General features: G+C 67.0%; 24 protein-coding genes. 18 read left to right on the top strand and 6 right to left on the bottom strand.

Features of this window, described 5'->3' with window-relative positions:
- Positions 1 to 43: 43 nt before the first annotated feature.
- The 4 genes from modA to GV161_RS31225 all read left to right on the top strand — a co-directional run bounded on the left by modA (position 44) and on the right by GV161_RS31225 (position 2997).
- Positions 44 to 862: a molybdate ABC transporter substrate-binding protein gene (gene modA, locus GV161_RS23925; protein ID WP_152014423.1), complete on the top strand. Its 819-nt coding sequence runs from the start codon at positions 44 to 46 to the stop codon at positions 860 to 862.
- Between the two features lie 4 nt (positions 863 to 866).
- Complete coding sequence (gene modB / locus GV161_RS23920; protein WP_152014422.1) at positions 867 to 1571, top strand: molybdate ABC transporter permease subunit; 705 nt, start codon at positions 867 to 869, stop codon at positions 1569 to 1571.
- The gene (gene modC / locus GV161_RS23915; RefSeq protein WP_152014421.1) at positions 1568 to 2659 is read left to right on the top strand and encodes a molybdenum ABC transporter ATP-binding protein; all 1092 of its coding nucleotides are present in this window, start codon (positions 1568 to 1570) and stop codon (positions 2657 to 2659) included. Before modB ends, modC begins: the two co-directional genes overlap by 4 nt.
- A gap of 170 nt (positions 2660 to 2829) precedes the next feature.
- Positions 2830 to 2997: an SEC-C metal-binding domain-containing protein gene (locus GV161_RS31225; protein WP_348521670.1), complete on the top strand. Its 168-nt coding sequence runs from the start codon at positions 2830 to 2832 to the stop codon at positions 2995 to 2997.
- A 105-nt stretch (positions 2998 to 3102) separates the two neighbouring features.
- On the opposite strand, the gene GV161_RS23905 is transcribed toward GV161_RS31225, so the two are convergent.
- From GV161_RS23905 to GV161_RS23895, 3 genes are all read right to left on the bottom strand, one after another.
- Positions 3103 to 3456 (bottom strand): winged helix-turn-helix domain-containing protein, encoded by a 354-nt coding sequence (locus GV161_RS23905; protein ID WP_244624106.1) that lies wholly within the window; start codon positions 3454 to 3456, stop codon positions 3103 to 3105.
- 47 nt (positions 3457 to 3503) lie between these two features.
- A complete protein-coding gene (locus GV161_RS23900) occupies positions 3504 to 4139 on the bottom strand; it encodes a pyridoxamine 5'-phosphate oxidase family protein (protein WP_152014420.1) in 636 nt (211 codons plus the stop codon).
- 85 nt (positions 4140 to 4224) lie between these two features.
- A complete protein-coding gene (locus tag GV161_RS23895; RefSeq protein WP_152014419.1) occupies positions 4225 to 5052 on the bottom strand; it encodes a phosphogluconate dehydrogenase C-terminal domain-containing protein in 828 nt (275 codons plus the stop codon).
- 220 nt (positions 5053 to 5272) lie between these two features.
- Here GV161_RS23895 and GV161_RS23890 point away from each other — a divergent pair, with 220 nt between their 5' ends.
- From GV161_RS23890 to GV161_RS23880, 3 genes are read left to right on the top strand one after another with little or no spacing between them, the layout of a single operon-like run.
- Positions 5273 to 6466: a CoA transferase gene (locus GV161_RS23890; RefSeq protein WP_152014418.1), complete on the top strand. Its 1194-nt coding sequence runs from the start codon at positions 5273 to 5275 to the stop codon at positions 6464 to 6466.
- 10 nt (positions 6467 to 6476) lie between these two features.
- Positions 6477 to 7259 (top strand): enoyl-CoA hydratase/isomerase family protein, encoded by a 783-nt coding sequence (locus GV161_RS23885; protein ID WP_152014417.1) that lies wholly within the window; start codon positions 6477 to 6479, stop codon positions 7257 to 7259.
- Positions 7256 to 8137, top strand: coding sequence for an NAD(P)-dependent oxidoreductase (locus GV161_RS23880; RefSeq protein WP_152014416.1), 882 nt, complete (start codon positions 7256 to 7258; stop codon positions 8135 to 8137). Before GV161_RS23885 ends, GV161_RS23880 begins: the two co-directional genes overlap by 4 nt.
- A 247-nt stretch (positions 8138 to 8384) precedes the next feature.
- Here GV161_RS23880 and GV161_RS23875 read toward each other — a convergent pair whose 3' ends face one another.
- Positions 8385 to 9119 carry a GntR family transcriptional regulator gene (locus GV161_RS23875; protein ID WP_152014415.1) on the bottom strand — a complete coding sequence of 245 codons (735 nt, stop codon included), beginning with the start codon at positions 9117 to 9119 and terminating at the stop codon, positions 8385 to 8387.
- Positions 9120 to 9238: 119 nt separating this feature from the next.
- Between GV161_RS23875 and GV161_RS23870 the strand changes: the two genes are divergently transcribed.
- From GV161_RS23870 to GV161_RS23835, 8 genes are all read left to right on the top strand, one after another.
- Positions 9239 to 9910 carry a cyclase family protein gene (locus GV161_RS23870; RefSeq protein ID WP_152014414.1) on the top strand — a complete coding sequence of 224 codons (672 nt, stop codon included), beginning with the start codon at positions 9239 to 9241 and terminating at the stop codon, positions 9908 to 9910.
- A 39-nt stretch (positions 9911 to 9949) separates the two neighbouring features.
- Entirely contained in the window at positions 9950 to 11347 is a 1398-nt protein-coding gene (locus GV161_RS23865) for a flagellar biosynthesis protein FlgA (protein ID WP_152014413.1), read from the top strand.
- A 166-nt stretch (positions 11348 to 11513) separates the two neighbouring features.
- Positions 11514 to 12479, top strand: a complete 966-nt coding sequence (locus tag GV161_RS23860) for an amidohydrolase family protein (protein WP_152014412.1) — start codon at positions 11514 to 11516, stop codon at positions 12477 to 12479.
- Positions 12479 to 13024, top strand: coding sequence for a TRAP transporter small permease (locus GV161_RS23855; RefSeq protein WP_152014411.1), 546 nt, complete (start codon positions 12479 to 12481; stop codon positions 13022 to 13024). The genes GV161_RS23860 and GV161_RS23855 overlap by 1 nt, the downstream gene beginning before the upstream one ends.
- Positions 13021 to 14304: a TRAP transporter large permease subunit gene (locus tag GV161_RS23850; protein WP_152014410.1), complete on the top strand. Its 1284-nt coding sequence runs from the start codon at positions 13021 to 13023 to the stop codon at positions 14302 to 14304. The genes GV161_RS23855 and GV161_RS23850 overlap by 4 nt, the downstream gene beginning before the upstream one ends.
- 50 nt (positions 14305 to 14354) lie before the next feature.
- Entirely contained in the window at positions 14355 to 15350 is a 996-nt protein-coding gene (locus tag GV161_RS23845; RefSeq protein WP_152014409.1) for a TRAP transporter substrate-binding protein, read from the top strand.
- 285 nt (positions 15351 to 15635) lie between these two features.
- Complete coding sequence (locus GV161_RS23840; RefSeq protein ID WP_152014408.1) at positions 15636 to 16961, top strand: LLM class flavin-dependent oxidoreductase; 1326 nt, start codon at positions 15636 to 15638, stop codon at positions 16959 to 16961.
- A 376-nt stretch (positions 16962 to 17337) separates the two neighbouring features.
- Positions 17338 to 17829, top strand: coding sequence for a GAF domain-containing protein (locus tag GV161_RS23835; protein ID WP_152014407.1), 492 nt, complete (start codon positions 17338 to 17340; stop codon positions 17827 to 17829).
- A 4-nt stretch (positions 17830 to 17833) separates the two neighbouring features.
- On the opposite strand, the gene GV161_RS23830 is transcribed toward GV161_RS23835, so the two are convergent.
- Positions 17834 to 18880, bottom strand: coding sequence for an aldo/keto reductase (locus GV161_RS23830; RefSeq protein ID WP_152014406.1), 1047 nt, complete (start codon positions 18878 to 18880; stop codon positions 17834 to 17836).
- Between the two features lie 140 nt (positions 18881 to 19020).
- Entirely contained in the window at positions 19021 to 19791 is a 771-nt protein-coding gene (locus tag GV161_RS23825) for a DeoR/GlpR family DNA-binding transcription regulator (protein WP_152014405.1), read from the bottom strand.
- A gap of 289 nt (positions 19792 to 20080) precedes the next feature.
- On the opposite strand from GV161_RS23825, the gene GV161_RS23820 reads away from it, so the two are divergent.
- The 3 genes from GV161_RS23820 (at position 20081) to GV161_RS23810 (ending at position 23959) form a co-directional block, all read left to right on the top strand.
- Positions 20081 to 20995, top strand: coding sequence for a PfkB family carbohydrate kinase (locus GV161_RS23820; RefSeq protein ID WP_159650389.1), 915 nt, complete (start codon positions 20081 to 20083; stop codon positions 20993 to 20995).
- 190 nt (positions 20996 to 21185) lie between these two features.
- Positions 21186 to 22592, top strand: a complete 1407-nt coding sequence (locus GV161_RS23815) for a class II fructose-bisphosphate aldolase (RefSeq protein ID WP_152014403.1) — start codon at positions 21186 to 21188, stop codon at positions 22590 to 22592.
- Between the two features lie 86 nt (positions 22593 to 22678).
- Complete coding sequence (locus GV161_RS23810) at positions 22679 to 23959, top strand: ABC transporter substrate-binding protein (RefSeq protein WP_152014402.1); 1281 nt, start codon at positions 22679 to 22681, stop codon at positions 23957 to 23959.
- The last annotated feature ends 70 nt before the right edge of the window (positions 23960 to 24029 follow it).

Here is a 24029-nt window from a genome sequence, read left to right as displayed (position 1 = left end):
TATTCGGCCGCACATAGCGACAGCAACCGTAGCGAGGACCCTCATGCCATCGAACCGCCGTCACGTGGGCTTCAGCTTCCTGGGTTTCACCGCCGCACTGCTGATCGGCGTCGCTTCCTTCACCGGTCCGGCCTTCGCCCAGAGCAAGGAACTGGTGGTCTTCGCCGCCGCGAGCCTGAAGAACGCGCTCGACGAGGCCACGGCCAACTGGGTCAAGGAGAGCGGCAAGCCGGCGCCGAAGATCTCCTATGCGGCGAGCAATGCGCTGGCCAAGCAGCTCGAGCAGGGCGCGCCGGCCGATCTCTTCCTCTCGGCCGATCTCGACTGGATGGACTACGCGGCCAGCAAGAGCCTGATCAACAAGGAGAGCCGCGTCAGCCTGCTCGCCAACCGGATCGCGCTGATCGCGCCGGCCGACGCCAAGATCACGGCGACCTTGGCGCCGGGCGTCGACCTCTCCGCTGCGCTCGGCTCCAGCCGACTCGCCATGGGCAATGTCGATTCGGTGCCGGCCGGCAAATACGGCAAGGCGGCGCTGGAGAAGCTCGGCGGCTGGGACAAGGTCAAGGACAAGATCGCGCAGAGTGACAATGTCCGCGCCGCGCTGCTGCTGGTCTCGCGCGGCGAAGCGCCGCTCGGCATCGTCTACACCACCGACGCCGCCGCCGATCCGAAGGTCAAGGTGATCGCAACCTTCCCGGAGGATACCCATCCGCCGATCGTCTATCCCGTCGCCATCACCAAGGATTCGGCTAACCCCGACGCGCAGGCCTTCCTGACCTATCTGCGCGGCAATGGTGCCAAAGCCAGCTTCGAGAAGCAGGGCTTCACGGTCCTGAACAAGCCTGCCAGCTCCTCGTAAGGTCTTGTTCGTGAGCGACTGGCTGACGCCGGAGGAGTGGACGGCCGTCCGCCTCAGCCTGATCGTCGCCACCACCGCCATGCTGGCGAGCCTCCCTCTGGGGCTCGCCATCGCCTGGTTGCTGGCGCGCGGGCGCTTCTGGGGCAAGTCGCTGCTCGACGCCGTCATCCACCTGCCGCTGATCCTGCCGCCGGTCGTCACCGGCTATCTCCTCTTGCTCGGCTTCGGCCGGCGCGGGCCGATCGGCCAGTTCCTTTATGACTGGTTCGGCATCGTGCTCTCCTTCCGCTGGACCGGTGCGGCGCTAGCATGCGCGGTGATGGGCTTTCCGCTGATGGTCCGGGCGATCCGGCTCTCGATCGAGGCGATCGACCGCAAGCTCGAGGATGCGGCGGGGACGCTCGGCGCCGGCCCGTTCTGGGTGTTCCTGACGGTGACCCTGCCGCTCGCATTGCCCGGCATCCTCGCCGGCATGATCCTGTGCTTCGCCAAGGCGATGGGCGAGTTCGGCGCGACCATCACCTTCGTCTCAAACATCCCCGGCGAGACGCAGACCCTGCCTTCGGCGATCTACACCTTCACCCAGGTGCCGAACGGCGATGCCGGGGCGATGCGGCTGACCCTGATCTCGATCGCGATCTCGGTCGCGGCGCTGTTCGCCTCGGAATTCCTGGCGCGGCTGGTCGGCAGGCGGATCGCCGTCGAATGAACGCGGTCATCGAGGTTTCCGTGGCGCACCGGCTGGGCGCCTTTTCGCTCGATGCCGAATTCGCCTCGGACGGGCGGCTGACGGCACTGTTCGGTCGCTCCGGCTCGGGCAAGACCTCGCTGGTCAACGTCATCTCCGGCCTGATCCGGCCGCAATCCGGCCGCGTCGTCATCGACGGGCGGGTGATGGTCGACAGCGCAGCCGGTATCTTCGTGCCCAAGCACAAGCGCCGGATCGGCTATGTCTTCCAGGAGGCGCGGCTCTTCCCGCATCTCTCAGTCAGGCAGAACCTGCTCTATGGCCGCTGGTTCGCGCCAAAGGCGGAGGATGGCGGCAGCAAGCTCGACGACGTGCTCGACCTGCTCGGCATCGGCCATCTCCTGCAGAGGCAGCCGGGGGCGCTCTCCGGCGGCGAGAAGCAGCGCGTCGCGATCGGCCGCGCCTTGCTGGCCAAGCCACGCCTGCTGCTGATGGACGAACCGCTCGCTTCGCTCGACGAAGAGCGCAAGGCCGAGATCCTTCCCTATATCGAGCGCCTGCGCGACGGCTTCGGCATCCCGATCGTCTACGTCTCGCATTCGATCGCCGAGGTGGCGCGGCTCGCCACCCATCTTGTCATCCTCGACCAAGGCAAGGTCTCGATGAGCGGGCCGACGGCCGAATTGATGTCCCGGCCCGATGTGCCGATCCTCTCCGCTTCGGCGGAGGCCGGCGCGATTCTCGACGCGCGCGTGCTGCACCACGAGCCGGAGCACGGCCTGACGATCCTGGAGACCGCAGCCGGGCCGTTGCAGATCGCCCGGCGCAATGTGCCGGAAGGAGCGGCACTGCGCGTGCGCATCCTCGCCAGCGACGTGATGCTGAGCCTGAAACCGCTCGATGGAATCAGCGCGCTCAACGTCCTGCCGGGACGGGTCTCGGCACTCGGCGCCCGGCATGGCGATGGCGGCGCGCTGGAGGTGCGGCTCGATTGCAACGGCGCCGGCCTGCTCGCCCGTCTCACGGTGAAGTCGGCCGAGCAATTGCGTCTGGCGCCCGGCAGCCCGGTCTATGCGGTGATCAAGAGCGTCTCGATCGATACGCCGTAGCCTGGCTCTTGCCTTGCTTGGACGGCGCCATTAGGAGAGCGGCCCCCACCACAACCGGCAGGAGGGTGCCATGACCAACAAAATCCGCCACTTCGACAACCAGCCGTCCTTTTGAGGTCACGAGCAAGCGCCGTAAATCCTATCCGTCCGAGACCTCCGTCAAACGCGGCATCCGCATCATCCATGGCGATGTCGAACTGCAGGAGAAACTTGGCCGCAACGATCTGTGCGTCTGCGGATCAGGACGCAGATTTCAAACGCTGCTGCATGCGCAGCGGCCGCTTCGACGGCTCAGACCGCGACGACTACTTTCAGGGACTGATCGTCGCCGGGACTGAGCGACGGAACTGATCTGTCCCGCCTCTCCGGAAGCCCATGCTTGAGCATACTCAGGCATGGGCTTCAGATTGTCACTCCGCGGGCAAATAAGGCCCCGTGCGCTCTCAGGAATCACGCAGGGCAACAGCACCCCGCAACGCCTCTATCTCCGCGGCCCCCGCTTCCAGCGCCTTCGCCTCGATGGCGCGATAGTTGGCGACGATCTCGCGGCCGAGCGCCGTCAGATGGGCGCCCCCGCCCTTGGCGCCGCCGGGCTGCGCCTCGACCAGCGGCGCGCGGAAGATGCGGTTGAGATCGTCGACCAATAGCCAGGCGCGGCGATAGGACATCTTCATCGAGCGACCGGCGGCGGAGATCGAACCGGTCTCGCCGATCGCCTCCAGCAATTGCATCTTGCCGGGCCCGAGGCGTCCGCCTGGTGTGAAATCGAGCCGGAAGCTGAAGCGCGTCGCCGGCAAGGACTGGTCAGCCTTCGACAAGGTCAGCCCTCCGCGGCCGCGCGCGCTCAATAGAGCCGCGAGCGGTAGGCCTCTTCCAGATTGGCATCGGCCTCGGCGGCATCAACCGCCTTGGTCTGCTCGGCGACGATGCGGCCAAGCGTCGGAAAGCTGCTGCGCTCGACCTGCGCCTCCTGAGCCCAGAGCTTCGAGCGGAGCAGCGCCTTGCCGCAATGGAAATAAGCCTCATCCACCTCGACGATCAGGCCGAGCTTCGGTGCCTTCTCCTGCATCGCCATGGGTTCCAGCAGCGCAGCGTCGGTGGTCATCCGCGCCCGTCCATTGACGCGCAGCGTCTCGGTGATCCCCGGCACGAAGAAGACCAGCCCGACGCCCGGTGCGCTCAGCACATTGCGGAAGGAATCGATCCGGTTGTTGCCGCGCCGGTCCGGGATCAGCAGCGTCCGCTCGTCGAGGACCTCGACGAAGCCCGGCCCGTCGCCGCGCGGGCTGGCATCCACGCCGCCCTCGCGGTCGGCGGTGGCCAGCACGAGAAAGGGCGAGAGCGCGATGAAGTCGCGGCAGAATGTGTCGAGCCGGTCGAGCACCTTCTTCTGGACGACCAGGGATTCCTCGCCGACGATCGCGCGCAGCTGGGCTGCATCATCGACCGTCGTGCCCGGCTTCTCGCTGATCGCGCTCATTTGGCTTCTCCGAAGGCATGCCGGCCCGGCCGGCAAAGCAGGCATAACATGGCTTCGAAATCGGTCGAAGCCTCACCGTACAACCTCAGGTGATGCGCCGGACGCTGTCGGCGATCTCCTGCGGCTCGAACAGGCGCTTCCAGTCCGGCCGAAGAATGGTCTCCTTGCCGAAGACGATCGCCTTGTTGCAGGCGTCGGAGAACACACCCTGGACCTCGCCGAAGGTCACCGCCGCCAGGATGTTCATATGGCCGAGCAGGAAGTCGCGCGCGGCCTCGCGCGGCACGCCGCGGGCGATCGTCTCCTCCATCGCCTCGCGCATCGCATCTAGCAGCGTGGCGCAGACGGTTTCCGACAAGCCGGGCTCGAGGATCGCCATCTGCTCGACGGTTACGCGGTGCGAGCGCATCACCGGCGCCCAGATCGCCCGGGCGACCTCCTCGCCAAGCGCGTAATGCGCCTCCGGCCCCTGCATCAGCGCGTTGACGATGTGCTGCTTTGCCGCGATGCCGCCAAAATGGTCCGCCCTTGCGGCTTCCTCGGTCTCGTCATTGAAGATCGGCGGATGGCAGGGATGGGTGACGAAATAGGTGATGTCGGCGCGCTCGGGCAGATGACCGGCATGAGGCGCGGCCGCGTCGAGGATGACGACGATCGTCCCAGCCGCCAGCTTCGGCACGAGATCGCGGGAGACAGCGCCGACGACGGTATCGGGCACCGCGAGGATCACGACCTCGGCCCCCGCGATCGCCGCGCCCGGATCGATGCAAGGCACGCCGAAGGCTTCGCGGATACGGTCCTGGCCGGCCGGGCTGATCTCGACATGGCGCGTCTCGAAGCGCGAGCGCGCGAGATTGCGGCCGAGGCGCATGCCCATCTTGCCGCCGGCACCGAACAGTGCAACCACCGTCATCGTCTTCCTCCGGGCTCCTGCGTCAGTTGCCGACGCTGCCCGACAAGCTCGCAAGGCTTTCCGCCGGACGTCAACGCCCGTGTTCCGCGACTCGCCAGCTCCCGTTGTCCGGTTGGCGCATGGGTCGCCTACCGATCTTGCATGCAAGATGGCGTCAAAGATTGACGCCTTGGGATGATGACGGGATAGTCGGCGCCCTCTGTCACGCATCCGGATCATCATGCCCCGCCCGACGCCGTCCACTGCCCTCGAACGCTTGCGCGTGCTCGACCTGACGCGCGTGCGCGCCGGGCCGACCTGCGCCCGCATCTTCGCCGATTTCGGCGCGGACGTGATCAAGATCGAAAGCCCGCCGGGTGTCGATCCCAACGAGAACATGAGCGGGCCGCGGCATGGCTACGACATGCAGAACCTGCATCGGAACAAGCGCTCGCTGACGCTCAACCTGAAGACTGCGTCCGGCAAGGCGATCCTGCGCAAGCTGATCGTCGATGCCGACCTCCTGGTCGAGAACTTCCGGCCGGATGTGAAGGAGCGGCTCGGACTCGATTTCGAGACGCTGCATGCGCTCAACCCGCGGCTGATCCTGGTCTCGATCTCGGGCTTCGGCCAGAGCGGTCCCTATCGCCTGCGCGCCGGCTTCGACCAGATCGCCCAGGGCATGGGCGGCATGATGTCGGTCACCGGCCTGCCCGGCCAGGGGCCGGTGCGCGCTGGCATCGCCGTCGCCGACTCCGCCGCCGGGCTCTATGGCGCGATCGGCGCGCTGGTCGCACTGCAGGAACGCGCGGTCTCGGGCAAGGGCCAGTGGGTGCAGACCTCGCTGCTCGAAGCCCAGATCGGCATGATGGACTTCCAGGTCGCGCGCTATCTGGTCGAGGGCAAGGTGCCGCCGCAGGCCGGCAACGACCATCCCTACGCGACGCCGATGGGCGTCTATGCGACGCGCGACGGCCACATCAATCTCGGCGTCGGCGCCGAGGGGCATTGGCGCTCCTTCTGCAGCGCCATCGGCCGGCCGGAGCTCGCCAGCGACCCACGCTATGACAATATGGAGAAGCGCTTCGCGGCGCGGCCGGAACTGCGCGTGCTGCTCGAGGAGATCATGTCCACGCAGGACAGCGCCTACTGGCTCGACGCCTGTGAGAAGGCTTCCGTGCCGGCCGGGCCGATCTATGCGGTCGATGCCGTCTTCGACGATCCGCAGGTGCAGCATCTCGGCATCGCGCAACCCGTCAGCCATCCCGCGATCGGCGACATCCGCGTCGTCGGCCAGCCGGTCAGCCTGTCGCGCACGCCGTCCAGCATCGCGACGCCGACGCCGGATGCCGGCGACCACAACCTCGAAATCCTCACCGAGCTCGGCTTCGACGAGGCGGCCATCGCCGGCCTCAAAGCCGAAGGCGCGATCTGAAAGGCATCCGATGAACGACGAGATTCTCTACGACGTCGCCGATGGGGTCGGCACCGTCACGCTCAACCGCCCACAGGCACGCAATGCCCTGACCTTCGCCATGTATGAAGGGCTGGCCGAGATCCTCGGCAATCCCGAGAAGCACGGCGCGCCGAAAGTGTTCGTCGTCACCGGCGCCGGCGAGAAGGCCTTCGCCGCCGGCACCGACATCTCGCAGTTCCGCGAATTCAAGACGGCGGAGGACGCCCTCGCCTATGAGAACCGGATCGAGCGGGTGATCACCACAATCGAGAGCTGCACGGTGCCGACCATCGCGGCGATCGCGGGCGCGGTCACCGGCGGCGGCGCGGCGATCGCCTGCGCCTGCGACCTCCGGATCGCGACGCAATCGGCCCGCTTCGGCTTCCCGGTGGCGCGCACGCTCGGCAACTGCCTGTCGATGGCGAACTATGCCCGGCTCGCCAGCCTGCTCGGCCCGGCCCGCGTCAAGGACATCATCTTCACCGCGCGGCTGGTCGAGGCCGAGGAAGGTCATCGCATCGGCCTCTACAACGAGCTCGTCGTCGACCATGCCGCACTGATGGCGCGCGTGAAGGAGCTTGCGCAGACGATCCGCGGCCATGCGCCCTTGACGATGCGCGCCACCAAGGAGGCGCTGCGCCGGCTCACGGCGGCGGCGAGCGCCGACATCGACGGCGATGATCTCGTCACCCTCTGCTACACCAGCGCCGATTTCCGTGAGGGCATGGAAGCCTTCCTCGGCAAGCGCACGCCGAACTGGCAAGGCAAATGAGCGAGACGATCGGCTTCATCGGCCTCGGGCTGATGGGCGCGGGCTTCTGCAAGCGCCTGATCGCGACCGGTCGCAAGGTGGTCGGATACGATCTCTACCCGGCCCGGCGGGCTGAGGCCGAAGCGCTCGGAATCGCCCTTGCCGGCTCCCCGGCCGAGGTGGCCGAGCGCGCCAATCCCATCTGCATCGCAGTGACCACCACCAAGGCGGTGCAGGCGGTGGTAACAGGCGAAGGCGGCATCCTCTCGGCCAAACCAAAGCAGGGCGCCATCGTCATCGACTTCTCGACGACCGAGATCGGCGTGACCAAAGCGCTCGGAGCGGCGCTGGCGGAAGCTGGTATCGGTTTCATCGACGCGCCGGTCTCGGGCGGGCCACCCGCGGCGGAAGCGGGCAAGCTCGCGATCATGGCCGGCGGCGCGCCTGAAACGATTGAACAGGTGCGGCTGCTCGCCGAGAGTCTTGGCCTCTTCACCCATATGGGCGCGGTCGGCGCCGGCCAGGCGACCAAGCTGGTCAACCAGGCGCTGTGCCTGACCAATTATGTCGTGGTGGCGGAATCGCTGCGGCTGGCCGAGGCCTATGGCGTCGATGCCGACAAGATCCCGGCGGCGCTGGCGCCGGGCCTCGGCAATTCGGCGGTGCTGCAGGCGATGATGCCACGCATGGTCGCGCGCGATTTCGCGCCGAAGGGCTATGCCAGGCAGGTGCTGAAGGACCTGGAGATGCTGATGGAGGCCGGGCGTGAGCAGCATTTGGCCATGCCGATGGTCGCTCAGGCGACGACGCTCTATCGCATGCTCGTCGCGCAAGGCCATAGCGAGCTCGACGCGATCGCGGTGCTGAAGGTGCTGCCGGAGGCCGAGCAGGCGCACTGAGGATAGGCACGCAACTGCCTATGCCGTCTTTCCGGGGCGCTGCGCAGCAGCGAGCCCGGAACCCATGACCACGACTCTGGTCCAGCTCGTCATGCTCGCCCTTGTGGCGAGCATCCACGTCTTGAACACCACACTCGGCGAAGGAAGACATGGATGGTCGGGACAAGCCCGACCATGACGGAAAGGGTAGTGTTCATGGGTTCCGGGCTCAGGCCTGCGGCCTGCCCCGGAATGACGGTGTGGTGGCTCAACGCCCCTCCGCAGCCGCTCCCCTCTCCTTCAGTGCCGCGACGAGCCCCGACAGCCCGTTGCGGACGTGCTCACGCAGGCGCTGGCTCGCCAGCGCGGCGTCGCCGGCGGTCAGCGCCGCCAGGATCTGCTCATGCTCCTGGATCGCCATCTTCCAGCGCTTCGGCCAGAGGTTCGAGGAGTAGCGGGCGCGGTCGACCCGCAGCGCCAGCAACTCCCAGATCCAGAGCAGGACGGGATTGCCGGAAAGTTCGACGATGCGGCGGTGGAAGGCCTTGTTGGCCTCGAAATAGCCCGGCAGCTCGTCGCGGGTGTGATGCAGCATCATCTTGTAGTGCAGCATGCCGATCTCGGCGACGGCCTCGTCGGTGGCACGCGCTGCGGCGAGCTCGCCGGCCAATCCCTCGATCGTCGAGACAACATCGATCAGCGCCTCGATCTCGCCGACATCGAGCTCGGCGACCACTGACGACTTGTTCGGCAGCGCCCGCAACAAGCCATCCTGGGTCAGCGTCTTGATCGCCTCGCGCACCGGCGTGCGTGAGACGCCGAGCTGCAGGCAGAGCTCGCGCTCGTTCAGCTTGGCGCCCGGCGCCAGCGCCCCGGTGACGATCAGATTGCGTAGTTTTGCGACCGTGCTGCCGTGCAGAGCGCCCTTGCGCCGGCCCGGCTCGGGCTGCGGTACCTGAGCGAGAAGCGCTGCGAGCGGGGTCGTGTCGGCCGGACTATCCATGATGCCCTGTATATCGCGCGGCTGGCCCGCTGTCGAAAAATTCTTGCATACAAGAATTCGGACACCTAGAACGGAGCCGCCGGCTAGCCGGCATCCCTTTCCGCAATCCAGGCAGGGCCATGCACATCGTCGACCTTTCCATGCCGATCGCACCGCATTTCCGCTGGCCGGTGGAGCTTTCGATCAAGGGCGATATCGCGGCGGGAGACCAGTTCCGGGTCTCGAAGATCAACGGCCCCTGCCATGGCTTCTCGCATGTCGATGCGCCGGCCCATTTCGTCGCCGGCGCGCCGACGATCGAGGCGACGCCGCTCAGCCGGGTCGTCGGCCCCTGCCGGGTGCTTGATCTAAGCGAGCGCCCGGCCAATGAGCCGATCGGCCCCGAGCATCTCGCCGCTGCCGATGCCGGCGGGGCCGATGGCGAGATCCTGCTGTTGGCGACGCAGTGGAACGACCGGCGCGACTATCATGACAAGAGCTTCTGGACCGAAGCGCCCTGGCTGACGCTGGAAGCGGCGCAGTGGCTGGCGGAGCGCAAGCCGACAGCCGTCGCCTTCGACTTCCCGCAGGACTACCCGATCCGCCTCCTGCTCGAAGGCAAGGAAGTGCCCAAGCCCGAGCATGTCACCCACCACGTCCTGCTCAGCCATGGCGTCACGCTAATCGAATATGTCGTCAACACCAGCAGGCTGACGGCACCGCGCAACCTGTTCTCGGCCGCGCCGCTGCTGATCCCGAACGCCGACGGCGCCCCCGCGCGCATCTACGCCATCGAGGGCCTGGCCGTCTGACGGCCGCCGCCCTGCCTTGCCCGAACGAAAGCGACCCCAGTGAACATCGAGAACCTCTTCGCGCTGAAGCCCAGCGCGCCCGATCGCGTGATCTCCGCCGCCCTGGTCGGCGCCGGCGAATTCGGCGCGAGCTTCATCGGCCAGGCGCGCCGCGCCCCGCATATCGAGCCGCGCGTCGTCTGCGACCTCGATATCGGCCGCGCCCGCAAGGCAGCGCTCGCCGGCGGCCTGAGTGAGGCTGAGGTCGTCGACTGCCATAGCGCCGCCGAGGCCAAGGCCGCTCTCGAACGCGGGCTGGTCGCGCTGATCGGCGATGCCGCCCATCTCGAAGGACTGCCGGTCGACGTCGTCGTCGAGGCGACCGGCGATCCGGAAGGCGCGGCGATGACTGCGCTCGCGGCGATCGAGGCCGGCCGCCACCTCGTCATGGTGACCAAGGAGGCCGAATGCATCATCGGCCCGATCCTCGCTCACCGCGCCAGGCAGAAGGGCGTCGTGCATACCCCGGTCGACGGCGACCAGCCGAGCCTGCTGATCGGACTGATCGGCTGGGCCCGCGTCCTCGGCCTGCCGATCGTCGCCGCCGGCAAGTCATCTGAGTCCGATTTCGTCTGGGATCCGGAGGCCGGCACCGTCACAGCCTGGGAGAAGGCTGTGACGGCCGCCGATTTCGCCGCGGCTTTCGGCAAGCTCGGCAGCGACCCGCTTGGCCTGCTCGAGGCCCGTGCAAAGCTGCCCTTCCCGCGCGCCACTGTGCCCGACCTTTGCGAGATGGGCATCGTCGCAAACCATACCGGGCTGATGCCGGACGTGGCCGCGATGCATGCACCGATCGCGCGGACCACGGAATTGCCGAGCCTGTTCCGGCCGGCGGCCGAGGGTGGCCTGCTCTCCGGCACCGGTCGCGTCGACATGTTCAACTGTCTCAGGCGGCCGGACGAGCTCTCCTTCGCCGGCGGCGTCTTCGTCATCGCCGAGACGCCTGATCTGGCGACCGGCAAGCTCTTTGCCGGCAAAGGCATCCCCTGCTCGCCGGATGGCCGCTATGTCCTGCTGCACAACCCTGTGCACCTGCTCGGAGCGGAAGCGCCGGTGTCGGCGCTCTCGGCCGCCCTCCTTGGCCAATCGACCGGCGGCGCCGAGGTCCTGCCGCGCGTCGACCTGACGGCGCGGGCGAGCCGCGACCTCGAGCCGGGCGAGACCCTGACCATGGGCTATCGCCACGTCATCGAGGGGTTGGAGCCGCAATTGACCCCTGCCCGTCCGCTCGGACCGAGCGAGCCGGTCCCCTATTACCTCACCGCCGGCCGGCCGGTGGTGCGCAAGGTGGCGCGCGGCGCGGTCGTCACCTGCGCCGATGTCGCCCTCGACGAGACCACCACCCTGGTTCGCCTGCGCCGCGAGCAGGACGCGTTGTTCAACCCCGGCGCGCTTTGACTCCGCGGCAACATTCTGTATGCAGCATACAACACTCAGATAGAACTAATCGAAAGCGGGCGACCGCTGAGGAAACGATCGGGAGGCAGGGATGACGGGCGCAAGCACCGGACCGGCCGGGCACAGCCCGAACCACACCTGCCTTCCGCCGCAGCGGAGCTGAGCCATGCCGGCAAGCTCCGACCAGCGCGCCCGCTTCCTCGCCTCCGGCAGCGATGACGACCTGCCGATCATCGACGCGCACCACCACTTCTTCGACCTCGCGCGCAATTATCATCCCTGGCTGAGCGACCACCCGGTCGCCTTCCGCTATGGCGACTACAGCGCGATCAAGCGCGACTTCATGCCGGCCGATTATCGCCGCGCCATCGACGGGCATCTCGTCGTCGGCAGCGTGCTGATGGAAGGCGAATGGGACCCGCGCGATCCGATCGGCGAGATGCGCTGGGCGTCCGAGGTCGCGCACGAGCATGGCCTGCCGAGCGCCGCGATCGGCCAGATCTGGCTCGACCGCGCCGATGTCGGCGAGGTCGTCGTGGCCTATCGCGAGATGCCCCTGGTCCGCAGCGTCCGGCACAAGCCAAGAGCCGTCGCCCGCGCGGATCACCGTTTGGATTTCGCTGCGCCCGGCTCGATGCGCGATGCCAAATGGCGCGATGGCTATGCTTTGCTCGCCGGCGCCGGACTCAGCTTCGACCTGCAAACGCCCTGGTGGCATCTGGACGAAGCCGCCGAGCTCGCCCGCGACTTCCCCGAGACCACCATCATCCTGAACCATGCCGGCCTGCCGGCCGACCGCAGTCCTGAGGGCCTTGCCGCCTGGCGCGCGGCGCTGGGCCGGCTGGCGCGCGAGCCGAACGTCGTCGCCAAGATTTCCGGCATCGGCGTGCCCGGACAGGCCTGGACGCTGGAGCTGCAGGCGCCGGTGATCGACGGCGTGATCGCGGCCTTCGGCGCCAGTCGCTGTGCTTTCGCCAGCAATTTCCCCGTCGACAGCCTCTGCGCCTCGTTCGGCACGATCTTCGACGTGTTCAAGGCCGCGGTCCGCCAGCGGCCAGCCGCCGAGCGCCTCGCTTTGTTCCACGACAACGCCGCGCGCTGGTACGGGCTCGCCGCCGAAGGAGCCGCCTGATGAAACTCCGCGCCCTGCTCCTGCGCCTGATCGAGGATGTGCTGATCGCCGGCTTCGTCGTGATGATCGCCATGGTCTTCGGCAATGTCGTGCTGCGCTACGCCTTCAGCTCCGGCATCATCTCCTCGGAGGAATTGTCGCGGCTGATCTTCGTCTGGCTGACCTTCGGCGGCGCCTTCCTGGTGGCGAAGGACGGCCAGCATCTCGGCATGACCACCGTCGTCACCATGCTCGGCCGCAACGGCCGCTGGTGGTGCCGGCTCGCGGTCGAGGCGCTGTCGCTGCTCTGCATGGGCATGCTGGTCGTCGGTTGCTGGCAGCAGGGCGTGATCAATATCGAGAACCACCAGCCGGTCACCGGCGTCCCGGTCGCTGTGACCTATCTTGCCGGGCTCGTCGGCGGCGTCGGCATCGGCGCGCTCAACCTGATCGCGCTGACGCGGCTGCTGACCGGCCGCATGCCCGATGACGAGCTCGTCGTCGGGGCGGAATCGGAGGAACTCACCGCCTTCGAGAACCAGCAGGCGGCGGAGAAGCGCTCGTGACCGTCTTCATCTTCCTGGGCTCGCTGATCGGGGCGATGGCGCTCGGCATGCCGATCGCCATGGCGCTGCTGGTCTGCGGCGTCGCGCTGATGCTGCAGCTCAGCACCTTCGACTCGCAGATCCTGGCGCAGAACCTGATCGGCGGCGCCGATTCCTTCCCGCTGATGGCGGTGCCCTTCTTCATGCTGGCCGGCGAACTGATGAATGCCGGCGGCCTGTCGCGCCGGATCATCGCGCTGGCGGTGACGCTGATCGGCCATGTCCGCGGCGGGCTCGGCTATGTCGCGGTGCTGGCGGCGCTGGTGATGGCGAGCATTTCCGGCTCGGCCGTCGCCGACACTGCGGCGCTCGCCGCGATCCTGCTGCCTATGATGCGCCAGGCCGGCTACAACCTGCCGCGCGCCGCCGGGCTGATCTCGGCCGGCGGCATCATCGCGCCGGTGATCCCGCCCTCGATCGGCTTCGTCGTCTTCGGCGTCGCCGCCGGCGTCTCGATCACGCGGCTCTTCATCGCCGGCATCGTGCCCGGCATTCTGATGGGCCTTGCGCTGATCCTCACCTGGTACATCGTCGCGCGCGACGAGCCGACCGCCCGTGCGAAGCGCGCCAACCTGCGCGAGATCGGCCAGGCGGTCCTGGACGGGCTCTGGGCGCTCGGCCTGCCGTTCCTGATCATCGGCGGCATGAAGGCCGGCGCCTTCACGCCGACGGAAGCAGCGGTGGTCGCGGCGGTCTATGCCGCTTTCGTCGGCGGCTTCATCTATCGCGAGCTGAAGTTCGAGCATCTGCGCCCGGCCCTGCTCGCGGCGCTGAAGACCTCGGCGGCGGTGATGTTCCTGGTCGCGGCGGCAATGGTCTCGGCCTGGCTGATCACCATCGCTGACATCCCTGCCCAGGTCTCGGCCCTGCTCGGCCCGCTGATCGACAACAAGACGCTGCTGATGCTGGCGATGATGTTCCTCGTCGTCATCGTCGGCACCGCGCTCGACTTCATCCCGACCGTGCTGATCCTGACGCCGGTGCTGATGCCGATCGTCAAGCAGGCCGGGATCGACCCGGTCTATTTCGGCGTGATGTTCATCATCAACAACGCCATCGGCCTTCTCACCCCGCCCGTCGGCACGGTGCTCAACGTCGTCTGTGCCGTCGGCCGCATCCCGATGGACCGCGTCATCAAGGGGGTGATGCCGTTCCTGCTGGCGCAGCTCGCCATCCTGCTTCTGCTGATCTTCGTGCCCGAGATCGTCACGGTCCCGGCGCGCTGGCTCTACGGGCGCTGACGCGCCCTGCTCTGCCTGCCCAACCAACGACAAGACCGGAGGACGCCATCATGACCATCACCCGCAGAACCGCCCTCACCGGCGCCGGCGCCGGCATCGCCCTCTTCGCCATCGGCCGCCCGGTCCTGGCCCAGGCGACGAAATTGCGCTTCGCCCACCCACATCCGGAGGCCGACAGCTGGCACAAGGCCGCCCTGCTCTTTGCCGAGCAGGTCAAGGCCAAGAGCCAGGGCCGCTACGAGGTCCAGGTCTTCCCGAACGGCGCGCTCGGCTCCGATGCGCAGACGATCAGCGCGGTGCGCGGCGGCTCGCTCGACATCTGCCTGACCGGCAACCCGTTCTTCACCGGCCTCGCACCCAAGCTCAACGTGCTCGACCTGCCCTTCCTGATCCAGAGCCGCAAGCACGCGGCCGCAGTGATGGACGGCCCGATCGGCGACGGCCTGCGCAAGGAGCTCGAAGGCTCGAACCTCAAGGCCCTCGCCACCTGGGAGATCGGCTGGCGCAACCTCACCAACAACCGCCGCCCTGTCGCAACCGCCGCCGACCTCAAGGGCCTGAAGATCCGCACCACGCCGAACCCGGCCCATATCAAGGCCTTCCAGCTGCTCGGCGCGATCCCGACCCCGATGGCCTTCACCGAGCTCTTCACCGCGCTGGAGACCGGCACGGTCGACGGCCAGGAGAACCCGGTCACGCTGATCCTCAACGCCAAGTTCAACGAGGTGCAGAAGCATCTCTCGCTGACGCGCCACGCCTTCACCACCGGCCCGGTCGTGATGAACAAGAGCAAGTTCGACGCGATGCCGGCCGACATCCAGCAGATGCTGGCTGCGATCGCGCTCGAATGCGCCGGTATCCAGCGCAAGATGAACGAGGATACGGAAGGGTCCAGCCTCGACGCGCTGAAGAAGGCCGGCATGCAGGCGGTCGAGAATCCTGATCGCGACTCCCTGGCCAAGGTCGTCACCGCCGAGGTCGAGAAGGAGTTCGTCGGCAAGTACGGCAGCGACGTGCTGGACGCGATCAAGAAGGCGGCTGTCTGAGGAAGCTGGCACCAACGCGTCATGCTCGCCCTTGTGGCGAGCATCCACGTCTTGAACACTGCCTTGCCCGAAGGAAGACGTGGATGGTCGGGACAAGCCCGACCATGACGAGGAGGCTAGCCGGCCCAGAACGGAACTTCTCCGGCTTCCGCGCGAACTGAGACGAACCCTCTACTCTGGTCGCTCCCCGGAGACGATTCTTGGCTTTTTGCGCGGCGCCATGGCGCGCCGGCTAAGGCAGGCATAGCTCAGCCTCCATTGAGCAACCGCCTGCCGAGGCCAGCCATGACGACCGCGCGCCAGCTTCATCTCGGGGCCTTCATGCGCCCCGTCAGCATCCATACCGGCGCCTGGCGCTATCCCGGCGCCTATCCCGATGCGAACTTCAATTTCGGGCATCTCAAGCGCTTCGCCCAGAAGTTGGAGGCCGGCAAGTTCGACGCCTTCTTCATGGCCGACCATCTCGCCGTGCTGAACATGCCGGTCGAGGCGCTGAGGCGCAGCCACACGGTGACCTCGTTCGAGCCGTTCACCCTGCTCTCGGCACTCGCCGGCGCGACCGAGCGCATCGGCCTCGTCGCCACCGCCTCGACCACCTTCGACGCGCCCTATCACATCGCCCGGCGCTTCGCCTCGCTCGACCATATCAGCGGCGGCCGCGCCGGCTGGAACATCGTCACCACCTCGAATCCGGACGCGGCGCTGAATTTCGGCCTCGACGCCGAGGTCGACCATGGCGAGCGCTATGACCGGGCGCGCGAGTTCTACGATGTCGTCACCGGCCTGTGGGATTCCTTCGCCGACGACGCCTTCATCCGCGATCGCGAGAGTGGGCTTTATTTCGATCCGGGTAAAATGCGACGCATCGATCACAAGGGCGAGCATCTCTCGGTGCGCGGGCCGCTCAATATCGCGAGGCCGCCGCAGGGCTGGCCGGTGATCGTCCAGGCCGGCGCCTCCGAGTCCGGCCGGCAGCTCGCGGCGGAGACGGCCGAGGTCGTGTTCGCTGCGCATGGAACGCTCGCCGCCGGCCAGGCTTTCTATGCCGATGTGAAGGGCCGGATGGAGGCTATCAGCCGCAATCCCGATCATCTCAAGATCCTGCCGGGTGTGCTGACCGTCGTCGGCGACAGCGTCGAGGAAGCCCGCGAGAAGCGGGCGCTGCTCGATTCCTTCGTGCATTACGACAGCGCCATCGCCTCGCTCTCGATCGCGCTCGGCCATGACGCCACCGGCTTCGATCCGGATGCCCCGCTGCCCGAAATCCCCGAGACCAATCACAGCAAGAGCGGCCGCGAGCGGACGATCGCGCTCGCCCGCCGCGAGAACCTGACCGTCCGCCAGCTCGCCCAGCGGCTCGGCGGCTATGGCGGACTCGCCTTCGTCGGCACGCCGAAGACGATCGCCGACGAGATGGAGCAATGGCTCACCGAGCGCGGCAGCGACGGCTTCAACGTGATGTTCCCCTATCTGCCGGAGGGGCTCGACGACTTCGTCGACAAGGTCGTGCCGGAACTGCAGCGTCGCGGCCTGTTCCGCCGGGAGTACCAGGGGCCGACTCTGCGCGACCATCTGGGCCTGCCGAGGCCGGCCAACCGGCATTTCGCCTGAATATTCCCCGGCGGGCCACCGCCGGGGACAATTCCACCTGCTGTCATCAAATCTTTGAACACCCGTTTCATTGACCCCGCAGCGGTGATTGCGAATGATTTGAAGATCGGACCGCAGCGATGCGGGCCGGTCGCGGGATTTGCCGGAGCAGCTTGCACCGCGTCACCAAAGCTAAAAGCGCCACGAGATTGTCGTGGGCTCCCGATCTGGAGACGCATGATGGTCTACGTGCTCTATTTCGCCACACGGCAGCTGCGGCGGCTCTCCGCCTTCCTGCTCTGGACGCGCAGCTGCCCCCCGCCTTCCGACCGGCGATAACCCTCGCAAAATCCGCTCGGGCGGCGCATATCCAGCCTCGACTTTACGGAGGCGAGCGATGTTCCAGGCGGCGACGATATCGGCCAGCGACAAGCCCGGCTTCTACAGGGAGCTCGTGCAGCAGCTCGAAGGCCTGCTGCATGGCGAGCGCGACGCGATCGCCAACGCCGCCAACCTCTCGGCGCTGCTCTATGATGCGATGCCGACTCTCAATTGGGCCGGCTTCTATCTGATGCGCGGCGGCGAACTGGTGCTCGGCCCGTTCCAGGGCAAGCCGGCCTGTGTGCGCATCCCGGTCGGGCGCGGCGTCTGCGGCACGGCCGTCGCAAAGCGTGAGTCGGTGCTGGTCGAGGACGTCCACTCCTTCCCCGGCCATATCGCCTGCGACGCCGCCTCGCGCTCGGAGCTGGTCGTGCCGCTGATCTGCGACGGCGAGGTGATCGGCGTGATCGACCTCGACAGCCCCGAGCCCGGCCGTTTCGACGCCGACGACCAGGCCGGCATCGAAGCGATTGCCAGCCTCTATCTCGAAGCCAGCGACCGCTTCTGACGGCTCAGCCCACCCGGCGCGGATCGGGCTTGGTCCGGTTGGCGCCCTGGCGCTCCAGCATCCAGCCCGGATATTCCTTCGGCAGGGCGCTGACGGCGTCGAGCTTCGCCAGTTCGTCAGCAGTCAACGTGATCTCGCTCGCAGCGATATTCTCCGCGAGTTGCTCAGGCCGCTTGGCGCCGACGATCACGCTGGTCACGGCCGGCTGGTGCAGCAGCCAGGCGAGCGCCACCTGCGCGACGCTGGCCTTGTGCGCCTCGGCGATCGGCCGCATCGCGTCGATCACATCATAGCCGCGCTCGCGATCGACCGGCGGGAAGTCGAAGCTCGCCCGCCGGCCCTCGCCGCCCTGCTCGTTGCGGCGGTCGTATTTGCCGGAAAGCAGGCCGCCGGCGAGCGGGCTCCAGACCATCAGCCCGACCTTCTCGGAGAGCAGCATCGGCGCGATCTCGCGCTCGAGGTCGCGGCCGGCAATGGTGTAATAGGCCTGCAGCGAGGCGATGCGGGCAAGATGCTTCCGCTCGGAGATGCCGAGCGCCTTGGCGACCTGCCAGGCCGCCCAGTTGGAGACGCCGACATAGCGCACCAGCCCCTGCCGGACGAGCGCATCGAGTGCTTTCAGCGTCTCCTCCATCGGCGTGACGCTGTCGAAGGCATGGATCTGGTAGAGGTCGATATGGTCGAGCTGGAGCCGCTTCAGGCTGGCCTTGGCCTGCTCGAGGATATGGTAGCGGCTGGCGCCCGAGCCGTTCGGCCCCTGCCCCATCCGGCCGAAAACCTTGGTGGCGACCACGACCTCGTCGCGAGCGATGCCGAGATTGCGCAGGGCCTGGCCGGTGATCTGCTCGGAATTGCCCTCGGCGTAGACATTGGCGGTGTCGATGAAATTGATGCCGGCATCGAGCGCGGTCTTCACCAGCGCATCGGCCTCCTGCTGGTCGAGCCGGCCGATATTGCCCCAGATGCCGGTGTCACCGCCTCCGAAGGTCATGGTGCCCAGGCACAGTTCGGAGACGAGCAGGCCGGTCTGGCCAAGCGTTTGATAGCGCATGACGTGTCTCTTTCGACGATAGGATTTTTTCGACTGACGCGGCCGCGGCGGGAAACGCCCATATGGCGCGGGGCGGCCTCCTCATAGGATAGGAGCCCGCCCCCGCGACGCGCAACGCGCCGGCGCTCACCGTTGCGTGATCAGCCGGCTACGATCAGCTCGCAGCGGGTGTCGCGGATCATTTGTGCCGTCGCAGGAGCCGGCTGTCGGTCCGTGACCAGCGTCGAGATCTCGCTGAGATGCGCCAGGCGCGACATGGCTACCCGGCTGAACTTGGTGTGGTCGGCGAGGAGCACCGAGCGGCGAGCATTGCGCAGCATGGTGCGCCCGACTACGGCCTCGTCGTCGCGGTATTCCAGCAGGTTCCCGGCCGCGTCGATGCCGCCGATGCTCGTCATGTGCAGATCGCAGCGATAATTCTCGATGAACGCGGCGGCGTGCATGCCGCCGCAGGCGCGGTTCGGCCCGAGCCAGTGGCCGCCCGTGATCAGGATCGAGATCTCCGGGCACTTGTCGAGGATCGCGGCGGCGGCCGTGCTGTTGGTGACGACGCGCAGGCCGCGCGGGCGGCGCTCGGCGATCGCCTTGGCGAGCGCGTCCATCGTCGTGCCTGGCGTCATGAACAGCGACGTGCCCGGCGTCACCAGCTCGGCGGCGGCCTGGGCCATCGCGGCCTTCTCCCCCGCCGTCTCGACGACACGAAGGCCGTAGTCGGTATTCGCCGTCGAAAGGTTGGCGCTCGCTCCGCCGTGATGGCGTCGCAGCAAGCCGCGGTCGGCAAGGTCCTGCAGATCGCGCCGAACCGTCTGCGGCGTGACGTTGAAGGCTGAGACGATCTCCTCGATCGCGACATAGCCGCGCTTGCCGAGGATATCGAGAATGTCTGCGTGACGTTTGCTCAGCGGTTCCATTGCAGGCCTGCTTCAGAGCCGAACCCGGATGGGTTGTATCAACCCAGCGATGAAACCGTCTCTACGACCAGTAGCGCTCTTCGCGCAATGCGCGTTTGCGAAAATAGTGTTGCGAAAGTGAAAGCGTCGGGCATCATTCCTTTCGCCGCGCAACCGGATCCTGCCGGCACGACAGAGAATGAGATCCGGCGGGACGAAACATGTTGACCACGCGGCCAGGGAGCCGGCGGATATCCCGCCATGCGCGCCTCATCCAATCGATCGCCCTTTCCGCCAGGGCGCAACAGGCATGAGCGGCCGTCTGATCGTCTGCGTCGGCAACCTCGTCCAGGACGAGGTTTTCGAGGTCGAGGCCTTGCCCTCCGCCGGGATCAAGACCGGCGTCCTCGGCTACACTGAACGTTTTGGCGGACCAGCCGCGACGGCGGCGGTGGCGATCTGCCATCTCGGCGGCAAGGCCGCCTATTGGGGCCGGGTCGGTGCCGATGCCGCCGGCGACACTGGTTTGCGGCTGTTGCGCGGCCACGGCGTCGATTGCAACGGTGTCGCGATCCTGCCCGAGGGACGCACGCTGCGGGCGATCGTCCTGGTCGACAGGCGCGGCGAGCGCAGCATCGTCTCGAACCGGCGCAGCCTGTCGCAGGATGCGAGCGTGCTGCCGCAGGGCGGGCTGGACCAAGCGGGCGCCGTGCTAGCCGACACGCGCTGGCCGGACGCAGCGGCAGTCGTGCTGGATCGCGCCCATCAAGCCGGCATCCCGAGCGTGCTCGATGTCGACGGCGGCACGCCGGAGGATAATCGCCGCCTGATCGCCAAGGCCGACCACATCGTTTTTTCGGCCGAGGGGTTGCGTGATTTCGCCGGCGACGGCCCGGCCGACGAACTGCTGCGGCGCTGCGCCGACGGTTCCGGCAAGGTCTTCGCCGTGACGCGCGGCAGCGCCGGCAGCCTCTGGCTGATCAATGGCGAGCTCGTCAGCGTCCCCGCCTTCAAGGTCGCGGCGAAGGACACCACCGGCTGCGGCGACGTCTTCCACGGCGCCTATGCTCTCGGGCTCTGCGAGGGGCAAAGCCCGATCGAGGCTGCGCGCCTGGCGGCCGCCGTCGCGGCACTCAAGGCCGAGCGGGCCAATGGCTGGGACGGCATGCCCGACCGCGCTGCCGTACAGGCCTTGCTGGCTACCGGCGAAACGCATCCGAACTGAGGTTCGGAGCAATTGCGCATTGCAACATGACTTATGTTGCAATGCGCGAAAACGATAATATGACTTGCGATAACGAAAACGGCATGCATTGATTGCGAACGTGATGAGGCGGGCTTCCGGCCCGCCCAGCCGGAGGCCCGGAAGCCCGCCGACGCTCTCCGTTTCGAAGCCGTTTTCGAAGGTATGACCCATGGCATGCGCCTCGCTCGCTGAGCTGACCGACGACCTCAAGACGATCGGCGTTGATCTCGCCGGTTCCTCGCCCGACTTCAGCAACAGCAAGCGGCCGCCGGATGCGATGATCGACCGCTGGGCCGAGACCGCTGCGCTGGCCGAGCCGGAGACGCGCGCGGTGGCGATCTGGGCGATCCGCGAAGCTGCCCATGCCGCCGGCATCGTGCCGGCATCGATCCAGGAACTCTATCTCGCCTGCGCCGCCGGCAAATGGTCAGGCAAGACCGTGCCGGCGATGAACCTGCGCGGCTGGAGCTATCACACCTGCCGCGCCGTCTTCCGCGCCGGCAAGGAGCTCGATTCCAAGCTCTTCATCTTCGAGCAAGCGGTGGGCGAAGCGCTCTATGCCCAGCAGCCGCCGCTTGAATACGCCGCAGCGGTGCTCGCCGCGGCGCTGCGCGAGGGCCACACCGGTCCGGTCTTCCTCCAGGCCGACCACGACCAGATCAACGCCAAGGCCTATCTCGCCGATCCGAAGGCCGAGGTCCGCAAGCTCGAAAACATCATGCGCGAGCAGGTCGCGGCCGGCATGTACAGCATCGACATCGACGCCTCCACCGTGGTCGACCTGTCGCTGGCGACGGTCGAGGACCAGCAGCGCGTCAACGCCGAGCTGACCGCGCATTTCACCGAGTTCGTGCGTGGCATCGAACCCAATGGCGTCTCGATCTCGCTCGGCGCCGAGATCGGCGAGGTCGGCCACGAGAACACCACGCCGGAAGAGCTGCGCGCCTTCATGAAGGTCTATCTCGAGGAGATGGCCAAGCGCAGCGCCAAGCTGCCGATCGTCAGCAAGATCTCGATCAATTCCGGCACCTATCACGGCGGCAAGGTGCTGCCGGACGGCACGCTCGCGCAGGTCAATGTCGACTATGATCTGCTGAAGACGATCTCGACGATCTGCCGCAGCGAGTACAACATGGCCGGCGCGGTCCAGCACGGCGCCTCGACCCTGCCCGGCACACAGCTCGCCAAACTGCCGAAGGCTGAGGCGGTCGAGGTCCATCTCGCGCTCGGCTTCAACAACCTGATCTTCGACCACCCGGCGCTGCCGCAGGCGATCAAGGACCAGATTCGGGAATATACCTTCGCCAATCACCTCTCGGAGAAGGGAGCGGGCGAGACCGACGCGCAGTTCTTCTACAACACCCGCAAGAAGTCCTGGAAGGTGATGAAGAAGCCGTTCTGGGAGATGCCGAAGGCGGCCGAGACGGCGATCATGGCCTCGCTCCAGGAGATGTTCCGCAACATGTTCACCTGGATGAATGTGGGTGGCACGAGCAAGCTGGTCGACGACAACACCACGCTGGTCAAGGTCGCCCCGCCCGTTCCGGAAGCCCTGCGCAAGGCGCGCGCGGCCTGAAAGTTGCGTTCGTGACTACGGCGCGCCCGCAACGACGGGCGCGTCGCCCAAATCTAAAAACGACAATCAACCGGGAGGAAACGCATATGGATCAGCATCGCAGGTCTTCCTTGCTGACGCTCGCGGCGATGGCGCTCGCCTCGGCGATCAGCCTGCCGACGCTCGCAACTGCCCAGCAGAAGGAAGTTCGCTGGGGCCAGTGGAAGGGCACCGAGGTCGGCGAGAAGTTCATGGGCGAGCTCAAGGCCGCCTTCGAGAAGGACCATCCCGACATCAAGCTGACGCCGGTCGACTCGCCGTTCACCGGCTTCCATGACCGTGCCATCGTGCTGCATCAGGCCAAGAAGCTGCCGGACGTGCTGCTGGTCCAGGTCGACTGGGTGGCGGAGTTCGCCGATCTCGGCATGATCGAGCCGATCGATGCGCGCATCGCCAAGGAACCGAAGGAATTCTTCTCGAACATCCCGGAGACCTTCCATGCGAAGTGGAAGGGCAAGCAGTACTACCTGCCGATCGAGAGCGGCGCGGTCGCGCTGTTCTGGAACACCGACCGGTTCAAGGAAGCCGGCCTCTCTGGCCCGCCCAAGACCTGGGACGAGTTCGCCGAGTACTCGCGCAAGCTGACCAATCCGGACAAACGCCAGTTCGCGATCACCGGCACGCTCCAGGCCGAGCCGCCGACCAACATGACCTACGACATCTACCCGCTGCTGCTGCAGGGCGGCGCGACGCTCATGGACCCGGCGACCAACAAGGCCGTGTTCAACAGCCCCGAGGGCGTCGCCGCGATCGAATGGTACATCGAGCGGGTGAACAAGGACAAAGTCTCGGTGCCGGGCGTGCTGAGCAATGGCGAGAAGGAAAAGCGCGCCAACTTCGCCTCGGGCAATGTCGCGATGATGTTCGAGGGGCCCTGGGGCGTCGCCATCCAGAAGCAGCTCAACCCGAACCTCAACTATGACATCGCCCCGCTGCCGAAGGGCAAGAGCACCGGCACCATGGTGCGCGGCTCGCTCAACACCATCAGCAGCCAGGCGCAGGACAAGGACGCCGCCTGGACCTTCATGAAGTGGCTCTCGGGGCCGAAGGGCATCGAGATGTGGGCGAAGGGGTCGGGCGGTTTCCCGGCCCGCACCGACGTCGCCAACCAGGACTGGTTCAAGGAGCGCAAGCTCTTCCAGGCCTTCGTGACCCAGATGGCGCAGCCGAACGCGCAGTCGCCGTTCCTGTCGATGCCCAACGCCGTGCAGATGAACAAGGTGATGAGCACCGAGATCCAGAATGCGGTGCAGGGCAAGAAGACCGCCAAGCAGGCGCTGGATGACGCCGCGGCCGAGTGGAACAAGGTCCTCTCCGCGGCCAAGTGACGCCAAGACACTCGTCGTCCCGGGCGACCGAAGGGAGACCCGGGACCCACGCCTGAGCCTTCATCTGCGA

Origin of the sequence: Bosea sp. 29B (genome assembly GCF_902506165.1) — a bacterium.
In the GTDB taxonomy this organism is placed as follows: Bacteria; Pseudomonadota; Alphaproteobacteria; order Rhizobiales; family Beijerinckiaceae; genus Allobosea.
Note: the sequence above shows the minus strand (reverse complement) of the source record. Positions and strands in the feature narration are given on the sequence as shown.